A 16,915-nucleotide genomic window follows, 5' to 3' on the forward strand; every position below is an offset into this window, starting at 1 on the left:
GTGAGGGGGTGACTTTCCTGAGGACGCTACATATCTTCCTCAATATCCAACAGCAGATTCTCCAGCGCCTCTTTATAAGCCCCCGGTTCCTGCCACATCCCGCGCTGCTGTGCTTCCAGCATCCGTTCGGTCATATCGCGCAGGGCATGGGGATTGTGTTCGCGAACAAACTCCCGAGTCGCCGGATCCAGCAGATAAGCATCGGCGAGCAGCGCGTATTGATGATCGTCGATCAACTGCGTGGTCGCATCAAACGCAAACAGGTTATCGACCGTCGCCGCCATTTCGAACGCGCCTTTATAGCCGTGGCGTTTGACGCCATCGATCCATTTCGGATTGGCTGCCCGCGAGCGGATCACGCGGTTCAGCTCTTCTTTCAAGGTGCGAATCTTCGGCAGATCCGGCTGGCTGTGATCACCGTGATAACTGGCCGCTGCTTCGCCGCGCAGGCTTTCGACGGCAGCCAGCATGCCGCCCTGGAACTGGTAATAGTCGTTGGAATCGAGCAAGTCGTGCTCGCGGTTATCCTGATTCTGCAGCACCGCTTGCACTTGGCTCAGGCGCTGGACGAATTGCTCGCGGGCAGCCGTGCCTTCATCCGAACCGCCATAGGCGTAAGCGCCCCAGTTCAGATAGACCTCGGCGAGATCCTCGCGGGTTTGCCACAGGCGCCCGTCGATCGCGCCCTGCACGCCGGCCCCGTAAGCGCAGGGTTTGGCGCCGAAGATTCGCCATCCGGCCTGACGCCGCGCGGTGTCTTCATCGAGACCCGATTGCAGCAGCGCCTCGCGTTCGGCGCGTACTTTGGCGGCGAGTGGATTGAGATCATCCGGCTCGTCCAGCGCTGCCACGGCTTGCACGGCGGCATCGAACAGGCGAATCAGGTTGGCGAAGGCGTCGCGGAAGAATCCCGAGACACGCAAGGTCACATCGACACGCGGACGGTCGAGCAGACTCAGCGGCAAAATCTCGAAGTCATCGACGCGCTGACTGCCTGTCGCCCATACCGGACGTACGCCCATCAGGGCCATGGCCTGGGCGATGTCGTCGCCGCCGGTGCGCATGGTCGCCGTCCCCCAGACAGACAGCCCGAGTTGACGCAGGTGATCGCCGTGATCCTGCAAGTGCCGTTCGAGAATCAGCGTGGCCGACTGGAAACCGATGCGCCACGCCGTCGTAGTCGGCAGGTTGCGCACGTCGACCGAGTAGAAGTTGCGCCCGGTGGGCAGGACGTCGAGGCGGCCACGACTCGGTGCGCCGCTGGGGCCGGCGGGGACAAAACGACCGCCGAGGGCGTCGAGCAGACCGCGCATTTCAGCCGGGCCGCAGGCGTCCAGGCGTGGGGCGACGACGTCGCGCAGATTCTGAATGATTGCACTGACCTCCGCCCAACGCGGTCCCTGTAGGAGTGAGCCTGCTCGCGATAGCGGTGGATCAGGTAAATCTTCAGCGACTGACACTCCGCTATCGCGAGCAGGCTCACTCCTACAAGGGGATTGCAGTGTCTGGGAGATCAGTTGAGTGGCGAACAGTTCGAGGCGTTCGCGGGTGTCGCCGGCGGTGCGCCAGGATTCGTTGCTTTGCGCTTGCAGCGCTTCGGGGCACGGGCCGGTCCATGGCTCGGCCAACGCGCAGTCGAGCGGATCGAAACCCAGTTCAAACGCCTTGGCCAATGCCCGCAGCAGGCTCGATTGCGCGCCTTTTCCGTCCCCTCGCGGAATCCGCAGCAAGGCCAACAACGTATCAATGCGCAGTCGCCCCGTCGGTGACTCGCCAAAAATGTGCAGACCATCGCGAATCTGCGATTCCTTCAGATCACACAAATACGTGTCCAGACGCGGCAGCCAGATCGCCGCATCGGCGTCGCTGTCCAGGCCCGCATCCAGTTGCAGTTCACGATCAATCTGCGTGTCGCGCACCAGTTGCAGGATGTCGCGCTGCAACTCACGGGCACGGCGCGGATCGAGCAGTTGCGCCTCGTAATATTCGTCGGCCAACAGCTCCAGATTGCGCAACGGCCCGTAGGTTTCGGCGCGGGTCAGCGGCGGCATCAAGTGATCGATGATCACCGCTTGCGTGCGTCGTTTGGCCTGAGCGCCCTCGCCCGGGTCGTTGACGATGAACGGATAGATATTCGGCAGCGGCCCGAGCAGTGCATCCGGCCAGCAATTCTCCGAGAGGCCGACGCCTTTGCCCGGCAACCACTCGAGATTGCCGTGCTTGCCGACGTGAATAACGCCGTGCGCGCCGTAGGTGTTGCGCAACCAGAAATAGAACGCCAGATAGCCGTGTGGCGGCACCAGATCCGGATCGTGATAGACCGCGCTCGGATCGACCTGATAACCACGCGCCGGTTGAATGCCGACGAAGGTCAGACCGAAGCGCAGACCGGCGACCATCATCCGCCCGTCGCGGCACATCGGATCGTTTTGCGGCGATCCCCAACGCTCAATCACGGCAGTGCGATTGGCTTCGGGCAGCGCATTGAACATGGCCAAATAAGCGTCCATCGCCAGACTTTGCTGGCACGGGCGCAGGTCCATTGTGTCGAGATCGTTGCTGACGCCACCGAGCAATCGCTGGATCAACTCAGTGCCACTGTCCGGCAACTCTGCCGTGATCGGATAGCCCTCGGCTTGCAATGCTCGCAGGATGTTCAGCGCTGCCGCCGGCGTGTCGAGACCGACGCCGTTACCGATGCGCCCATCGCGGGTCGGGTAGTTGGCGAGAATCAACGCGATGCGTTTTTCGCCATTCGGCACCCGCGCCAGATCGATCCAGCGCCGCGCCAGTTCAGCGACAAAATCCATGCGCTCAGGCTGCGCGCGATAGCAGACCACATCGGACTGACTGCGCTCGCTGCGCCAGGCCAGATCCTTGAAGCTGATCGGCCGGCTGATGATGCGCCCGTCGAGTTCCGGCAAGGCAATGTGCATGGCCAGATCGCGCGGGCCCAGACCCTGCTCGCTGTCGCGCCAGCCGGGCTCGTTGTCCTGCGCGCAGATCGCCTGAATAACCGGAATGTTGCGGCGAAACGGCCGCAGATGCGGCGCTTCGGGGCTGGACTGGGCGAAACCGGTGGTGTTGAGGATCACCCCCGCCTCGACTTCATCCAGCCAATCCTCGACCACCGCCAGGCAGCCGGGTTCTTTCAAACTGGCCACCGCAATCGGCAGCGGATTAAGCCCCGCTGCCTGCAAGCGCTGGCAGAAAACATCGATGAACGCGGTGTTCGCCGCTTGCAGATGCGAGCGGTAAAACAACACTGCCGCAACCGGTTGCTCAGGCAGCCATTCGGCTTGCCAGTCACTCAATGCAGCGGTGTTTTTAGTCGGGTGGTAAATCGCCGTGCGCGGCAGGGTTTGCGGTTCTTCCCAGACGTAATCGCGGCCGAGCCAACGGCTGGCCATGCAACGGAAGAAATCCAGCGCATTGCCCATGCCGCCCTGACGCAAAAACTGCCAGAGCCGGTCGCGATCTTCGGCGTTGACGGTGCTCAGGTCGCTGAGTTCCGGATCGGGCCGATCATCGCCCGGCACCAGAATCACCTGCACGCCACGATCGCTCAGTTCAACCAAACGCTCGACGCCATAACGCCAATAGGCAATGCCGCCGTGCAGCGAAATCAGGATCACCTTGGCATGCCGCAGCACTTCGTCGACGTACAGATCGACCGAAGCGTGATTCTGCACCTGCATCGGGTTGGCCAGACGCAGGCTCGGGTAATCTTCCGGCAACTGCTGCGCGGCTTCGGCGAGCAGCGCCAGGCTTGAGTCGCCGCTGCACAGGATCACCAGCTCGGCGGGGGTTTGGCCTAGGTCGGCAATGTTGTCATCCGAGACGAATCCGCCGGGCTGAGTCCTGAGCAGGTGCATGATTTAAACGCTGAGCGCGGCGCGCAATTGCGCTTCGAGTTGCGCGGCGTCGAGTTGCTGACCGATCAAAACCAGGCGCGTGACGCGCGCTTCATCAGCGCCCCACTGGCGGTCGAAATGTTTGTCGAAACGCGTGCCAACGCCCTGGATCAGCAAACGCATTGGCTTGTTTGGAATGGCGGCGAAACCTTTGACACGGAGGATGCCGTGCTTGACCACCAGTTGCGTCAGGGCGTCGAGCAGCAGGCTTTCATCGGCTTGCGGCAGTTCGATGGAGATCGAATCGAAGGCGTCGTGATCGTGGTCATCGTGATCGTCATCGCCTTCACCGTGGTGGTGATCGTGATGGCTGTGGCGGCTGTCGATGTGCTCTTCGGAACCGGCGCCAAGGCCGATGAGCACGTCCAGCGGCAGACGACCGTTGCTGGCTTCGATGATTTTCACCGCCGGTGGCAGCTCTTCGGCGACTTCAGCGCGCACGCGAGCGAGGTCTTCCGGGCTGGTCTGGTCGGCCTTGTTGAGAATCACCAGATCGGCGCTGGCCAATTGGTCGGCAAACAGTTCGTGCAGCGGCGACTCGTGATCCAGGTTCGGGTCGAGTTTGCGCTGGGCATCGACCTGATCCGGGAATGCTGCGAAGGTTCCAGCGGCTACGGCCGGACTGTCGACCACGGTGATCACCGCGTCAACGGTGCAGGCGCTGCGGATTTCCGGCCACTGAAAGGCTTGCACCAGCGGTTTCGGCAAGGCCAGGCCCGAGGTTTCGATGAGGATGTGGTCGAGATCGCCGCGACGTGCGACCAGTTCGCGCATCACCGGGAAGAATTCTTCCTGAACGGTGCAGCACAGGCAGCCGTTGGCCAGTTCGTAAACGCGACCGGTGGCTTCTTCTTCGGTGCAACCGATGGTGCATTGCTTGAGGATTTCACCGTCGATGCCCAACTCGCCGAACTCGTTGACGATCACCGCGATGCGACGGCCCTGGGCGTTGTCGAGCATATGGCGCAGCAGCGTGGTTTTGCCCGAGCCGAGAAAGCCGGTGACGATAGTGACGGGGAGTTTGGCCAGTGTTTTCATCGGTATGCCCTTTGGCAAGCGGCGGGCATACGGGACGAGAACCGGCAACGCACGCGCATGCCTGGAGAGTTCGCCACCGGATCACCCCGCCCGGTTGTAGTGAGAATCTGTGACGAGGCAGGTCTCCTGGCTGACGGCGTTCAGGCGCAGGGCCTGGCGTTTGCTGCGCCTTCCCGCGGGCTCATCGGTTGAGCTGGCAGTGGCGTGGCAGCGAACATCGCCGTTCACAGTTGCGGGGGCAGCCGCGGCATTGACCGCGTTCCCTTCTTAGCTTCGGCAGCGGCCGAAGAACCTCGAAAGCGCAAGGCTACGCATCGTCTAAGGGTGGGTCAATGGGCGTTGAGTTTTGGTTTTTGGGGCGTATCCGTTGCTGTGGGTGCTGCCGCTGGCGGTTTCGCTCTTACAGCGAGTCCCTTTTTCAAACGCCAAAAAGGAACCAAAAGGCTTTGCCCCGGCGTACGGCACTTCGCTGAGGCTCAGTGTTCCCTCGCTACGGTGTCCATCCGGGGGCATCGCCTACGGTTTGCTTCGCTGCACCTCCTCTCGATGAATGCGGCTGCGCCGCACGGCGCTGCGCGCCTACCCCCGGATGAACACCTCCGCTCGGCCTGCCGAAGGGGCAAAAAAGCCAGATCAAAAGCCAGATCAAGAGCCAAAGCCAGATCACGAGCCCCTCACCCTAGCCCTCTCCCGGAGGGAGAGGGGACTGATCGAGTTGTTTGGGCGAGGTACGCCGACGTGCGATACCGCGTCGAACGCGCATTTTGAAAAGCCCAAAAATCGGCTCCCTCTCCCTCGGGAGAGGGCTGGGGTGAGGGGCGAATCCACCACAAAACCAAAGCCGACCACGCTGTGCTCTTTACCACTCAACAGGATGAGCGTTAGCTCGGCTGCAGCTCTTGATCTGTAAGGCGACGTCGGAAGGCTGAGTGGAGGGATTGATCCGGGCGTGGGAGCGCAGCAACCGTTTGGCGCAGCCAAACACAGCGAGAGGAGGTGCAGCGAAGCAAACCGTAGGCGCTGCGCCCGGATCGATCCCGGAGCGAAGGGACCCCGAGCCCCAGCGAGCGGGCCGCACGTAGGAGCAAGCCTTTTTGGTTACTTTTTTCTGGGCCGGCATTCCGGGCGTCTGGAAAAAGTGACCCGCCGTAAGGGCGGAACCCTAATCAGCAACACCCGCAGCAACGGATATACACCCAAAAATTGACCAAAACCCCACCCCCATGCTCTCCTACACACCTTGTTACGGGTGCCCTTCACAGGGTGAAACGGGAAACCGGTGAATCATGTGCTTTACTCAAGCCCATGTCAGTCCGGTGCTGCCCCCGCAACGGTAAGCGAGCGAAGCGTCAGATCCACTGTGCCAGTACGGTATGGGAAGGTGACGCTTGCAGGTAGGCCAGATGCCAACCCCTCGTGAGCCCGGAGACCGGCCCGCAACGCACAGTACGCATTTTGCGTCGCTGAACATAACAAACCCGCGGTGGGCGGGCGCTGTTCGAACCCCTGCGTGCTCGACCCGCAGGGGTTTTATGCGCTCTGAATCACCCGCTGACACTCCAGAGGGAAGCGCCATGTCGATCATCAGCAGCACCGGCAGCAACACGGACAAAATCGCCAGCACCACCACCCTGAGCCAACGCCTGACCGCCGCTGTCTTCGCGTCGATTCTGGGTGCCAGCCTGGTCTATTTCGCCGGTTTCTCGCATATCGAAGCAGTGCACAACGCCGCGCACGATACCCGCCACAGCGCCGCGTTCCCGTGCCACTGAGACCTGCCGACATGATCAAGCGAATTGCTCAAACTGCAGGTTTCACTGGCTTGCTGGCCGCCCTGCTCCTCACCCTGCTGCAAAGCTTCTGGGTTTCACCGCTGATTCTCCAGGCGGAAACCTTTGAGAAGGCCGAACCGGTTGCCGAAGTCCACGAACACGCCGCTGGCACTGCTGCGCACACTCATGATACCGAGGCCTGGGAGCCGGCAGACGGCTGGCAGCGCGTGGTTTCGACCACTGGCGGCAACCTGGTGGTGGCCGTGGGTTTCGCCCTGATGCTTGCGGGTCTGTACACCCTGCGCGCGCCGACCAAAACTTCGCAAGGCCTGCTCTGGGGGCTGGCCGGTTACGCAACATTCGTGCTGGCGCCCACTCTGGGCCTGCCACCTGAATTGCCGGGCACCGCTGCAGCCGATCTGGCCTCGCGACAGATGTGGTGGATCGGTACTGCCGCGTCGACCGCTGTCGGCCTGTCGTTGATCGCATTCAGCCGGCACTGGTTGATGAAAATCCTCGGCGTGGCGATCCTCGCCGTGCCGCACGTGATCGGCGCGCCTCAGCCGCAAGTGCATTCGATGCTCGCCCCTGAAGCATTGGAAGCGCAGTTCAAAATCGCTTCGCAGCTGACCAACGTAGTGTTCTGGCTGGCCCTGGGCCTGATCAGCGCCTGGTTGTTCCGCCGCAAAATCGATGGTCAATACCACGCATGACGAGTGACAGCGCAGCGCCGACCTTCGTGGTCGGCCTGGGCTGCCAGCGCGGCTGCCCGGCCAGCACGCTGCGCGCGTTACTGGATCAGGCGTTACAGGCACATCGCATTGAGCTTCATGCGGTGAAGGCTTTGGCCAGTATCGACCTGAAACGCGATGAACCCGGTTTACAGGAACTCGCCGCACAACTGGCGCTGCCATTGCTGTACTTCAGCAGCGAGGAGTTGGCCAGTTACCAAGAGCGACTCAGCCACCGTTCCGAGATCGCTTACGAACGCACCGGTTGCTACGGCGTTGCCGAAAGTGCTGCGCTGGCCCTTGCCGAACAGTTGATTCAGGCACCGGCAAAACTGCTGATTTCCCGGCAGAAATACGCCCAGGCCACCTTCGCATTGGCCGGCGCCGCGTAAAAACCCGATAATCCCCGCCATCGATCATGAGCAATCTTCATCTGAAGCGATTGCTGCGCCTCTTTTTCACAGGATTCTACGATGACCGTCTACTTCATCGGCGCCGGCCCCGGCGACCCGGAACTGATCACCGTCAAAGGCCAGCGGCTGATCCGCAGTTGCCCGGTGATCATTTATGCAGGCTCGCTGGTACCGGCGACGGTGCTCGAAGGTCATCAGGCTGACACGGTAGTCAACAGCGCCGAATTGCATCTGGAACAGATCATCGAACTGATCAAAACCGCCCACGCAAAGGGTCAGGATGTGGCGCGGGTACATTCCGGCGATCCTAGTCTGTATGGCGCGATTGGTGAGCAGATTCGTTATCTGCGCGAGCTGAATATTCCGTTCGAGATCATCCCTGGCGTGACCGCGGCGGCCGCGTGCGCGGCGTTGCTGGGCGCGGAGCTCACGCTGCCGGACATTTCACAAAGCGTGATTCTGACGCGTTATGCCGATAAGACCGCGATGCCAGCGGGTGAGGAACTCGGCAGTCTGGCGCAGCATGGTGCGACCATGGCGATTCATTTGGGCGTTAATCATCTGGACAAGATTCTGACGGAACTGCTGCCGCATTACGGCGCTGATTGCCCGATTGCAGTGATTCACCGGGCGACGTGGCCGGATCAGGATTGGGTGGTGGGGACGCTGGCGGATATTGCCGGGAAGGTTGAGGCCAAGGGGTTTCGGCGTACGGCGTTGATTCTCGTCGGGCGGGTATTAGGGAGTGAGGTGTTTAGCGAGTCATCGCTGTACCGCGCGGGGCATGCACACCTTTACAGACCCTGAAAGCAAAAGATCGCAGCCTTCGGCAGCTCCTACATTGGAATGTGTTTCCCTGTAGGAGCTGCCGAAGGCTGCGATCTTTTGATCTTGTGGCACCAGACAAATGCACTCATCACGGGAAAATGCATTGCCTGGTTTGTGACGGCTTCGCAGTGAACACCTTACTTAGTAGTAGGCGTTTTCTTTCTGCGTGTGGTCGGTCACGTCACGAACGCCTTTCAGCTCCGGAATGCGCTCAAGCAAAGTACGCTCGATGCCTTCCTTCAAGGTCACGTCCGCCTGGCCGCAGCCCTGGCAACCGCCACCGAACTGCAGCACGGCGATGCCGTCTTCAACCACATCGATCAGGCTGACCTGGCCACCGTGGCTGGCCAGCCCCGGGTTGATTTCGGTTTGCAGGTAATAGTTGATGCGCTCGTTGACCGGGCTGTCGGCGTTGACCATCGGTACTTTGGCGTTTGGCGCCTTGATGGTCAGCTGGCCACCCATGCGGTCGGTGGCGTAATCGACAACGGCGTCATCGAGAAACGCTTCGCTGAAGTGATCGATATAAGCGGTGAAGCTTTTCAGCCCCAGCGCGGTGTCTTCAGGTTTTTCTTCGCCCGGCTTGCAGTAGGCAATGCAGGTTTCGGCGTACTGAGTGCCAGGCTGGGTGATGAAGACGCGGATGCCGATGCCCGGGGTGTTCTGCTTGGAGAGCAGATCAGCCAGGTAATCGTGGGCGGCGTCGGTAATGGTAATAGCGGTCATGGAAACTCCTCGCAGGCTTGGGCGCAGTTTACGCCAATCGTTGCGCCGGACAAAGTCCTAGTATTTTTGTCGGGAAAGATTCTCGTCGGGCGCGCCGTCGATTCGCGCCTTGAGCCAGCGATAGCTGCGTTTTTCTACCCATTCGTAGCTCAGCCATGAGCCGACGCCGATCGCCAGCGCGCACACGACAAACATCAAATACGGGTTGATGCCATAGCGTCGCGCGATGAAACCGCCCGCCGACAGCACCAGAACATGCATCAGATACACCGAATACGAACAATCACCGAGCAGCTTGAGCACACGGCTGCGCTCGACATAACGCTCAAGCGAGATACACGCCATCACCAGAACCGCACTCGGTACACCCCAATTGAGCAGCCTCGGCGCCGGTGCCAAATGATAAATCGCCAGCAACGCCGCGACGATGGCCGTCAGTGGCAGCCACAGTCCCGCACCGATCCAGCCCCGGCGATAGAGCATGCCGATGCCGATCCCCAGCAGAAACTCATAGACAATGTCCGAACGGTAAAACTCGCTTATCCAGCCAAACCCGGTCCACGCCTGACTCACAGCAAACAGCAACGCCGTGACTACCAGCAGGCGCACCTGCAGGCGGAACAGCAACGCCCAGGCAAACAGCACGTAAAACAGGATTTCGTAATTCAGCGTCCAGCCGACATTCAGCGTCGGATAGAAGCCGTAGCCGCCGGGGTTTTCCGTGGGAATGAACAGCAACGACAACAGCAGATGGTTCCAGTCCACCGTCTGATCCGGCAACAGCGGCTGGGCGAACACCACCAGCAGCGCCATCAGCAGGGTGTACAGCCAATACGCCGGGACGATGCGAAACAGGCGGTACAGCAGAAAGCGCGCCGGTGGCAGCGGTTTGTTTTCGGTCGAGAGGAAAATCACCAGACCGCTGATGACGAAGAAGATATCGACGCCCACCGCGCCCTTGTCGATGAACAGCTGCCCGATGGGCCCACGCGCCTGAAAGTCGAAGAAGATCTGCATGAAGTGATGGCAGACCACCGTCCACGCGGCAAGCGCACGCAGGGCCTGCACTGAAATCAACATTGCCCGCTCCCGATCACAAGTCCTGAAACCACCGCAGATCCCTTGCAGGAGTGAGCCTGCTCGCGATGGCGGCGGCACATTCAACATCTCCAGTGCCTTATTCTCCGCTATCGCGAGCAGGCTCACTCCTACAGGGGTTTTGCGGTGTCGCTTGAAGTTGGGACAGCAAGCCTGTCTCAAACGATCAAAGATTCTCGTAGCGGTTCATGTCCAGCACGCCCTCTTCCACCGGGTCGGTTTCGTGGATGTACTGAGTCAAATCGTGGAAATAGAACCAGAATTGCGGATGACTGCGGCGAATTCCCCAGCGTTCGACGATTTTCTCGAAACGGTTGGCATCTTTGGCGTTTTCCATTGCATCGACAAATTCAGACACCTGATCGGCAGGGATGTTGAAGATGAAGTTCGGATAACTGCTGAGCACGCCCGGGAAAATGGTGATCGTGTCCAGTCCAGGCTGATAGCGCAGCGACTCACCGAGCAGGAACGCCACGTTGCTGTGTGCACGATTGCGCAGCAGGCTGTAGACCTCGCGTTTGCCGCTGGCGGTTTCGACGCGCAGCATCGTCGCTTCCGGCAACTGATCAATCACCTTCAAACCGGCCGCCGGGCGTGAAGTCAGGCGACTCAAGGCCTGTTCGGCATTTTGCAACGCCGGGTCGATATTCGGCCGCGAGCAGTAAGCGCCGTCGCAGCGATTGATCGGATCCGGCCGCGCATTGAGATCGCCGTAACGCGCCAGCAATTGCATGGCGAAGTCGTATTTCGGGTCTTTTTCGTCGAGCTTCAGCGCAGTCGGCTTATCGTCGTCAATCGCTTCGTAATCGAGCCACATCTTGAACTGGCCACTGTTCTGGTACCAATCGTCCAGATAGTCCTCGCGCGAATCGGCCGGCATCAGGCGCAGGAAATTCTGCTCGGCGCCGTTGCGGATCAAGTCGAAATACAGGCGAGTCTGCGCCTGGTGGGAGACGTTACCGAACACGTCGAAGTTGACCGCCAACTGGTAATAGGTGCGTTCAAGCAGCGGGTAGTCGAACAACCACATCGTCTGCGGCACTTCGCCGATCAAGCCCTTGGTCACCGAAGCACTGTCAAAGTGGCGGAAAATGCTCAGCAACGCGTTGTCGTTGCCCGCCCACAGCGTCGACCAACTTGGCGCAGGGACTTCGGCATAGCTGTCGCGACGCAACGCCTCGTATTCATTACGTTTGTCGCGATAGTTGTGCCACAGGCTCAACACGCTGCCGACGTCGTCGTTCTGCCCCGGCATCGCCAGCAACGGCGTGGCCTGGCCACGATAGTTCGGATCGGTGATGTACAAGTCGTGTTCCGGCGCCTGGAACAGCGCCCAGAAGTTGTCGCGGATTACGTCGGTCGCGATCTGCCCACGGCACACGGGTCCACGAATAAAGGTGCGGACAAAATATTCGGCGTTATCGAGCATGAACTGATAACGCGCCTGCGCCGGAATCGCTTCAAACGTGGCGAACGGATTGGCGCGGCTCTGCGGGCCGTAGCCCGGCAAGGCATTGACCTGCCAGTTGCCGCTGTAAAACAGGCTTTTGACCCGCGCCATCTTCGCCGCGCTCAGCGGGTAGGTGATGTGGGTTTTGTGCACGATCACCCCTTGCACCGGCCACAAGCGGTAATACACCTGCGTACCCGGATCGTCGTTCGGGCGGCGGGTGGCGATCAGGTCGATTGGCTGGCCAGTCGGCGTGCGCGAACGCACCCATTGGAAGTAATGCCCCGGCTCGCCGTCCTTGAAATAAAGGTGCGCGAGGAACAGGTGTTCGTACAACCAACGGCCAACCAGGCTTTCGCGGGCACCGGGGCTGTTGAACAGATTTTCCCACTGGACGATTTGCAGGGATTCTTTAGCGCTCGGCGCCAGGCCTTGTTCGTCAATCGGCGCACCAGAGGCGAGCCAGCGTTGCAAGGTCTGGTATTGCTGATCGGTCAGGCCAGTGACTGCCAGCGGCATGCCTTCTTTCGGGTGCGCCCCGGCGTAACCCTCGAATTCGGCGGGCATGGCGCACTGGTTTGCCCGATTCAGACCCAAGACGATGTCTTCGGGAAGTTTCGCGTTGGGCGTCAGCGGCGTCTTGTGCCCCAACTCCAGCATCCGCGCCATCAACGCCGCTTGGCTGCCTTGGGCGTCGAGTACCGAATAGAAGTCCTTTTGCTGCCAGGCGCGCTTGCCGAAGGCGTCGTAAAACAATCGGGTGGTCGGCGCCGCGACAGTGCGCTCGCCGTCATACACCGGCATTTTGCTCGCACCACGGGCTGCGCCCTCGCCACTGCCGAGATTGAGCTGGCAGGCGGAGTCGTAGCAGGCGTGGCAGGCCACGCACTTCTCGGTGAAGATTGGCTGGATGTCGCGGACGTACGAAATAGAAGGGGAAATTGCAGGAGCAACCGCTGGCTCTTGCGCCATGGCGCTCCAGCTGAGAAACAGCAACACAAAACCAATGACGCGGTAAGACATGCTGCTGATCCCGAATTTTTAAAAAAACGCCGCGATTCTACATTATGACGCCCGTACCATCATGAGCGATATTCATGCAAAAGCGCCACATGCTCTAAAACCGCACAGGTTTGTTATGATCCCGCTCCTTCGTAATGGTCTTTCCGAGTAGTCCAAATGTCCGATCGCAGCGTCCGTCTTCAAGCTCTCAAGCAAGCTCTCAAAGAGCGCATCCTGATACTCGACGGCGGTATGGGCACGATGATCCAGAGCTACAAGCTCGAAGAGCAGGATTATCGGGGCAAACGCTTTGCTGACTGGCCAAGTGACGTCAAGGGCAACAACGACCTGTTGGTGATCACTCGTCCCGATGTCATCGGTGGCATCGAGAAAGCCTATCTGGATGCCGGCGCCGACATTCTCGAAACCAACACCTTCAACGCCACGCGTATTTCCATGGCCGACTACGGCATGGAAGAACTGGCCTACGAGTTAAACGTAGAAGGCGCACGTCTGGCGCGCAAGATTGCCGACGCCAAGACCGCCGAGAACCCAGCCAAGCCGCGTTTCGTTGCCGGCGTGCTCGGCCCGACCAGCCGTACTTGCTCGCTGTCGCCGGACGTCAACAACCCGGGCTACCGCAACGTCACCTTTGATGAGCTGGTGGAAAACTACACCGAAGCCACCAAAGGCCTGATCGAGGGCGGCGCCGACCTGATCCTGATCGAAACCATTTTCGACACCCTCAACGCCAAAGCGGCGATCTTCGCCGTGCAAGGCGTGTTCGAAGAGCTGCACATCGAACTGCCGATCATGATTTCCGGGACCATCACCGATGCCTCCGGCCGCACCTTGTCGGGCCAGACCACCGAAGCGTTCTGGAACTCGGTGGCGCACGCCAAGCCAATCTCCGTCGGCCTCAACTGCGCGCTCGGCGCCAGTGAGTTGCGTCCATACCTGGAAGAACTGTCGAACAAGGCCAGCACCCACGTTTCCGCGCACCCGAACGCCGGCCTGCCGAACGAATTCGGCGAGTACGACGAACTGCCGTCGGAAACCGCCAAGGTCATTGAAGAATTCGCCCAGAGCGGTTTCCTCAATATCGTTGGCGGCTGCTGCGGCACCACGCCGGGGCACATCGAAGCCATCGCCAAAGCCGTCGCCGGTTATGCGCCGCGGCAGATTCCGGACATCCCCAAGGCTTGCCGCCTCTCGGGTCTGGAGCCGTTCACCATCGATCGCAGCTCGTTGTTCGTCAACGTTGGCGAGCGTACCAACATCACCGGTTCTGCAAAATTCGCCCGTCTGATCCGTGAAGACAACTACACCGAAGCCCTGGAAGTCGCCCTGCAACAGGTAGAAGCCGGCGCGCAGGTGATCGACATCAACATGGACGAGGGCATGCTCGATTCGAAGAAGGCCATGGTGACCTTCCTCAATCTGATCGCCGGTGAGCCGGACATCTCGCGCGTACCGATCATGATCGACTCGTCGAAATGGGAAGTGATTGAAGCCGGCCTGAAATGCATTCAGGGCAAGGGCATCGTCAACTCGATCAGCATGAAAGAAGGCGTCGAGCAGTTCATCCACCACGCCAAACTGTGCAAGCGCTATGGCGCCGCAGTGGTGGTGATGGCGTTCGACGAAGCCGGCCAGGCCGACACCGAAGCGCGCAAGAAAGAAATCTGCAAACGCTCCTACGACATTCTGGTCAACGAAGTCGGCTTCCCGCCGGAAGACATCATCTTCGACCCGAACATCTTCGCCGTCGCCACCGGTATCGAAGAGCACAACAACTACGCGGTCGATTTCATCAACGCCTGCGCCTACATCCGCGACGAACTGCCGTATGCGCTAACCTCGGGCGGCGTGTCCAACGTGTCGTTCTCGTTCCGTGGCAACAACCCGGTGCGTGAGGCGATCCACTCGGTGTTCCTGCTGTACGCGATCCGCGCCGGTCTGACCATGGGCATCGTCAACGCCGGTCAACTGGAGATCTACGACCAGTTCCCGCAGGAACTGCGCGACGCCGTTGAAGACGTGATCCTCAACCGCACGCCGGAAGGCACCGACGCCCTCCTCGCCATCGCCGACAAGTACAAGGGCGACGGCAGCGTCAAGGAAGCCGAGACCGAAGAGTGGCGCAGCTGGGAGGTCAACAAGCGTCTTGAGCATGCGCTGGTCAAGGGCATCACCACGCACATCGTTGAAGACACCGAAGAGTCGCGCCAGTCGTTCGCCCGCCCGATCGAAGTGATCGAAGGCCCGCTGATGTCCGGCATGAACATCGTCGGTGACCTGTTCGGCGCCGGCAAAATGTTCCTGCCGCAAGTGGTGAAATCCGCCCGTGTGATGAAGCAGGCCGTGGCCCACTTGATCCCGTTCATCGAACTGGAAAAAGGCGACAAACCGGAAGCCAAGGGCAAGATTCTGATGGCAACCGTGAAAGGCGACGTGCACGACATCGGCAAGAACATTGTTGGTGTAGTGCTCGGTTGCAACGGCTACGACATCGTCGACCTCGGTGTGATGGTCCCGGCGGAGAAGATTCTGCAAGTGGCCAAAGAGCAGAAGTGCGACATCATCGGCCTGTCCGGTCTGATCACGCCATCCCTTGACGAGATGGTCCATGTTGCTCGCGAGATGCAGCGTCAGGATTTCCACCTGCCGCTGATGATTGGTGGCGCGACCACCTCCAAGGCGCACACGGCAGTGAAGATCGAGCCGAAGTACAGCAACGATGCGGTGGTCTACGTGACCGACGCCTCGCGTGCGGTCGGCGTCGCGACACAGCTGCTGTCCAAGGAACTGAAGGCCGGTTTCGTCGAGAAGACGCGCCTGGAATACGTCGATGTGCGCGAACGCACCTCGAACCGCAGCGCGCGCACCGAACGCCTGAGCTATGCCGCCGCGATCGCCAAGAAGCCACAGTTCGACTGGGCGTCTTACCAGCCGGTCAAGCCGACATTCACCGGCAGCAAGGTTCTGGACAACATCGACCTGAAAGTCCTCGCTGAATACATCGACTGGACGCCTTTCTTCATTTCCTGGGACCTGGCCGGCAAATTCCCGCGCATCCTCGAAGACGAAGTGGTCGGTGAAGCCGCGACTTCGCTGTACAAAGACGCGCAGGAAATGCTCGCCAAGTTGATCGACGAGAAGCTGATCAGCGCCCGCGCCGTATTCGGCTTCTGGCCGGCCAATCAGGTGCATGACGACGATATCGAGTTGTACGGCGATGATGGCCAGCCATTGGCAAAACTGCATCACCTGCGCCAGCAGATCATCAAGACCGACGGCAAGCCGAACTTCTCGCTGGCCGACTTCGTTGCACCGAAGGACAGCGAAGTGACCGACTACGTCGGTGGTTTCATCACCACCGCTGGCATCGGCGCCGAAGAAGTGGCCAAGGCCTATCAGGACGCTGGCGACGACTACAACTCGATCATGGTCAAAGCCCTCGCCGACCGTCTCGCCGAGGCTTGCGCCGAATGGTTGCACCAGCAAGTGCGCAAAGAGCACTGGGGTTACGCCAAGGACGAAACCCTCGACAACGAAGCGCTGATCAAAGAGCAGTACAGCGGTATTCGCCCTGCGCCGGGTTATCCGGCCTGCCCGGATCACACCGAGAAAGCCGCACTGTTTACCCTGCTCGACCCTGAAGCCGCCGAAATGCGCGCAGGACGCAGCGGTGTGTTCCTCACCGAGCACTACGCGATGTTCCCGGCCGCAGCAGTCAGTGGCTGGTACTTCGCCCATCCGCAAGCGCAATACTTCGCCGTGGGCAAGGTCGACAAGGATCAAGTGCAAAGTTACACCTCGCGCAAAGGCCAGGAGCTGAGCGTAACCGAGCGCTGGCTGGCACCGAACCTCGGTTACGACAACTGATCACTCGGCTCAATCCCGGCGCCGGTTTAACCGGCGTCGGGAGCGGCGCATGCAG

General features: G+C 60.4%; 10 protein-coding genes and 2 riboswitches. Of the genes, 5 read left to right on the forward strand and 5 right to left on the reverse strand.

Translation table 11 applies throughout. The features are described 5' to 3' along the window. Positions 1-26: 26 nt before the first annotated feature. Positions 27-3,875 carry a cobaltochelatase subunit CobN gene (gene cobN, locus ACIPIZ_RS02725; RefSeq protein WP_401163825.1) on the reverse strand — a complete coding sequence of 1,283 codons (3,849 nt, stop codon included), beginning with the start codon at positions 3,873-3,875 and terminating at the stop codon, positions 27-29. Positions 3,876-3,878: 3 nt separating this feature from the next. After that, positions 3,879-4,952: a cobalamin biosynthesis protein CobW gene (cobW, locus tag ACIPIZ_RS02730; protein ID WP_105708975.1), complete on the reverse strand. Its 1,074-nt coding sequence runs from the start codon at positions 4,950-4,952 to the stop codon at positions 3,879-3,881. A gap of 98 nt (positions 4,953-5,050) precedes the next feature. Next, positions 5,051-5,263, reverse strand: a riboswitch (cobalamin riboswitch). A 919-nt stretch (positions 5,264-6,182) separates the two neighbouring features. Beyond that, positions 6,183-6,405: riboswitch (cobalamin riboswitch) on the forward strand. A gap of 121 nt (positions 6,406-6,526) precedes the next feature. Here cobW and ACIPIZ_RS02735 point away from each other — a divergent pair. From ACIPIZ_RS02735 to cobM, 4 genes are all read left to right on the forward strand, one after another. Then, a complete protein-coding gene (locus ACIPIZ_RS02735; RefSeq protein ID WP_064390276.1) occupies positions 6,527-6,724 on the forward strand; it encodes a CbtB domain-containing protein in 198 nt (65 codons plus the stop codon). Between the two features lie 11 nt (positions 6,725-6,735). Next, positions 6,736-7,437 (forward strand): CbtA family protein, encoded by a 702-nt coding sequence (locus ACIPIZ_RS02740; RefSeq protein WP_064390277.1) that lies wholly within the window; start codon positions 6,736-6,738, stop codon positions 7,435-7,437. Continuing rightward, the gene (locus tag ACIPIZ_RS02745; protein ID WP_105708974.1) at positions 7,434-7,847 is read left to right on the forward strand and encodes a cobalamin biosynthesis protein; all 414 of its coding nucleotides are present in this window, start codon (positions 7,434-7,436) and stop codon (positions 7,845-7,847) included. The genes ACIPIZ_RS02740 and ACIPIZ_RS02745 overlap by 4 nt, the downstream gene beginning before the upstream one ends. An 81-nt stretch (positions 7,848-7,928) precedes the next feature. Beyond that, positions 7,929-8,675, forward strand: a complete 747-nt coding sequence (gene cobM, locus ACIPIZ_RS02750) for a precorrin-4 C(11)-methyltransferase (protein ID WP_401163829.1) — start codon at positions 7,929-7,931, stop codon at positions 8,673-8,675. A 162-nt stretch (positions 8,676-8,837) separates the two neighbouring features. Here the strand turns inward: cobM and nfuA are convergent, their stop codons facing one another. From nfuA to ACIPIZ_RS02765, 3 genes are all read right to left on the reverse strand, one after another. After that, a complete protein-coding gene (nfuA, locus tag ACIPIZ_RS02755; protein ID WP_007912592.1) occupies positions 8,838-9,422 on the reverse strand; it encodes a Fe-S biogenesis protein NfuA in 585 nt (194 codons plus the stop codon). A gap of 57 nt (positions 9,423-9,479) precedes the next feature. Next, positions 9,480-10,502, reverse strand: coding sequence for an acyltransferase family protein (locus ACIPIZ_RS02760; RefSeq protein WP_401163831.1), 1,023 nt, complete (start codon positions 10,500-10,502; stop codon positions 9,480-9,482). A gap of 184 nt (positions 10,503-10,686) precedes the next feature. Next, the gene (locus ACIPIZ_RS02765; RefSeq protein ID WP_122660644.1) at positions 10,687-12,993 is read right to left on the reverse strand and encodes a fatty acid cis/trans isomerase; all 2,307 of its coding nucleotides are present in this window, start codon (positions 12,991-12,993) and stop codon (positions 10,687-10,689) included. A gap of 156 nt (positions 12,994-13,149) precedes the next feature. Here ACIPIZ_RS02765 and metH point away from each other — a divergent pair, with 156 nt between their 5' ends. Beyond that, the gene (metH, locus tag ACIPIZ_RS02770; RefSeq protein WP_401163834.1) at positions 13,150-16,860 is read left to right on the forward strand and encodes a methionine synthase; all 3,711 of its coding nucleotides are present in this window, start codon (positions 13,150-13,152) and stop codon (positions 16,858-16,860) included. Positions 16,861-16,915 lie beyond the last annotated feature (55 nt).

Origin of the sequence: Pseudomonas sp. NPDC087690 (assembly GCF_044743175.1) — a bacterium.
GTDB lineage: Bacteria > Pseudomonadota > Gammaproteobacteria > Pseudomonadales > Pseudomonadaceae > Aquipseudomonas.

Bases quoted from the DNA above. Each gene is read 5' to 3' on its own strand.
- cobN (WP_401163825.1), bottom strand. From the start codon at position 3,875: ATGCACCTGCTCAGGACTCAGCCCGGCGGATTCGTCTCGGATGACAAC.
- cobW (WP_105708975.1), bottom strand. From the start codon at position 4,952: ATGAAAACACTGGCCAAACTCCCCGTCACTATCGTCACCGGCTTTCTC.
- ACIPIZ_RS02735 (WP_064390276.1), top strand. From the start codon at position 6,527: ATGTCGATCATCAGCAGCACCGGCAGCAACACGGACAAAATCGCCAGC.
- ACIPIZ_RS02740 (WP_064390277.1), top strand. From the start codon at position 6,736: ATGATCAAGCGAATTGCTCAAACTGCAGGTTTCACTGGCTTGCTGGCC.
- ACIPIZ_RS02745 (WP_105708974.1), top strand. From the start codon at position 7,434: ATGACGAGTGACAGCGCAGCGCCGACCTTCGTGGTCGGCCTGGGCTGC.
- cobM (WP_401163829.1), top strand. From the start codon at position 7,929: ATGACCGTCTACTTCATCGGCGCCGGCCCCGGCGACCCGGAACTGATC.
- nfuA (WP_007912592.1), bottom strand. From the start codon at position 9,422: ATGACCGCTATTACCATTACCGACGCCGCCCACGATTACCTGGCTGAT.
- ACIPIZ_RS02760 (WP_401163831.1), bottom strand. From the start codon at position 10,502: ATGTTGATTTCAGTGCAGGCCCTGCGTGCGCTTGCCGCGTGGACGGTG.
- ACIPIZ_RS02765 (WP_122660644.1), bottom strand. From the start codon at position 12,993: ATGTCTTACCGCGTCATTGGTTTTGTGTTGCTGTTTCTCAGCTGGAGC.
- metH (WP_401163834.1), top strand. From the start codon at position 13,150: ATGTCCGATCGCAGCGTCCGTCTTCAAGCTCTCAAGCAAGCTCTCAAA.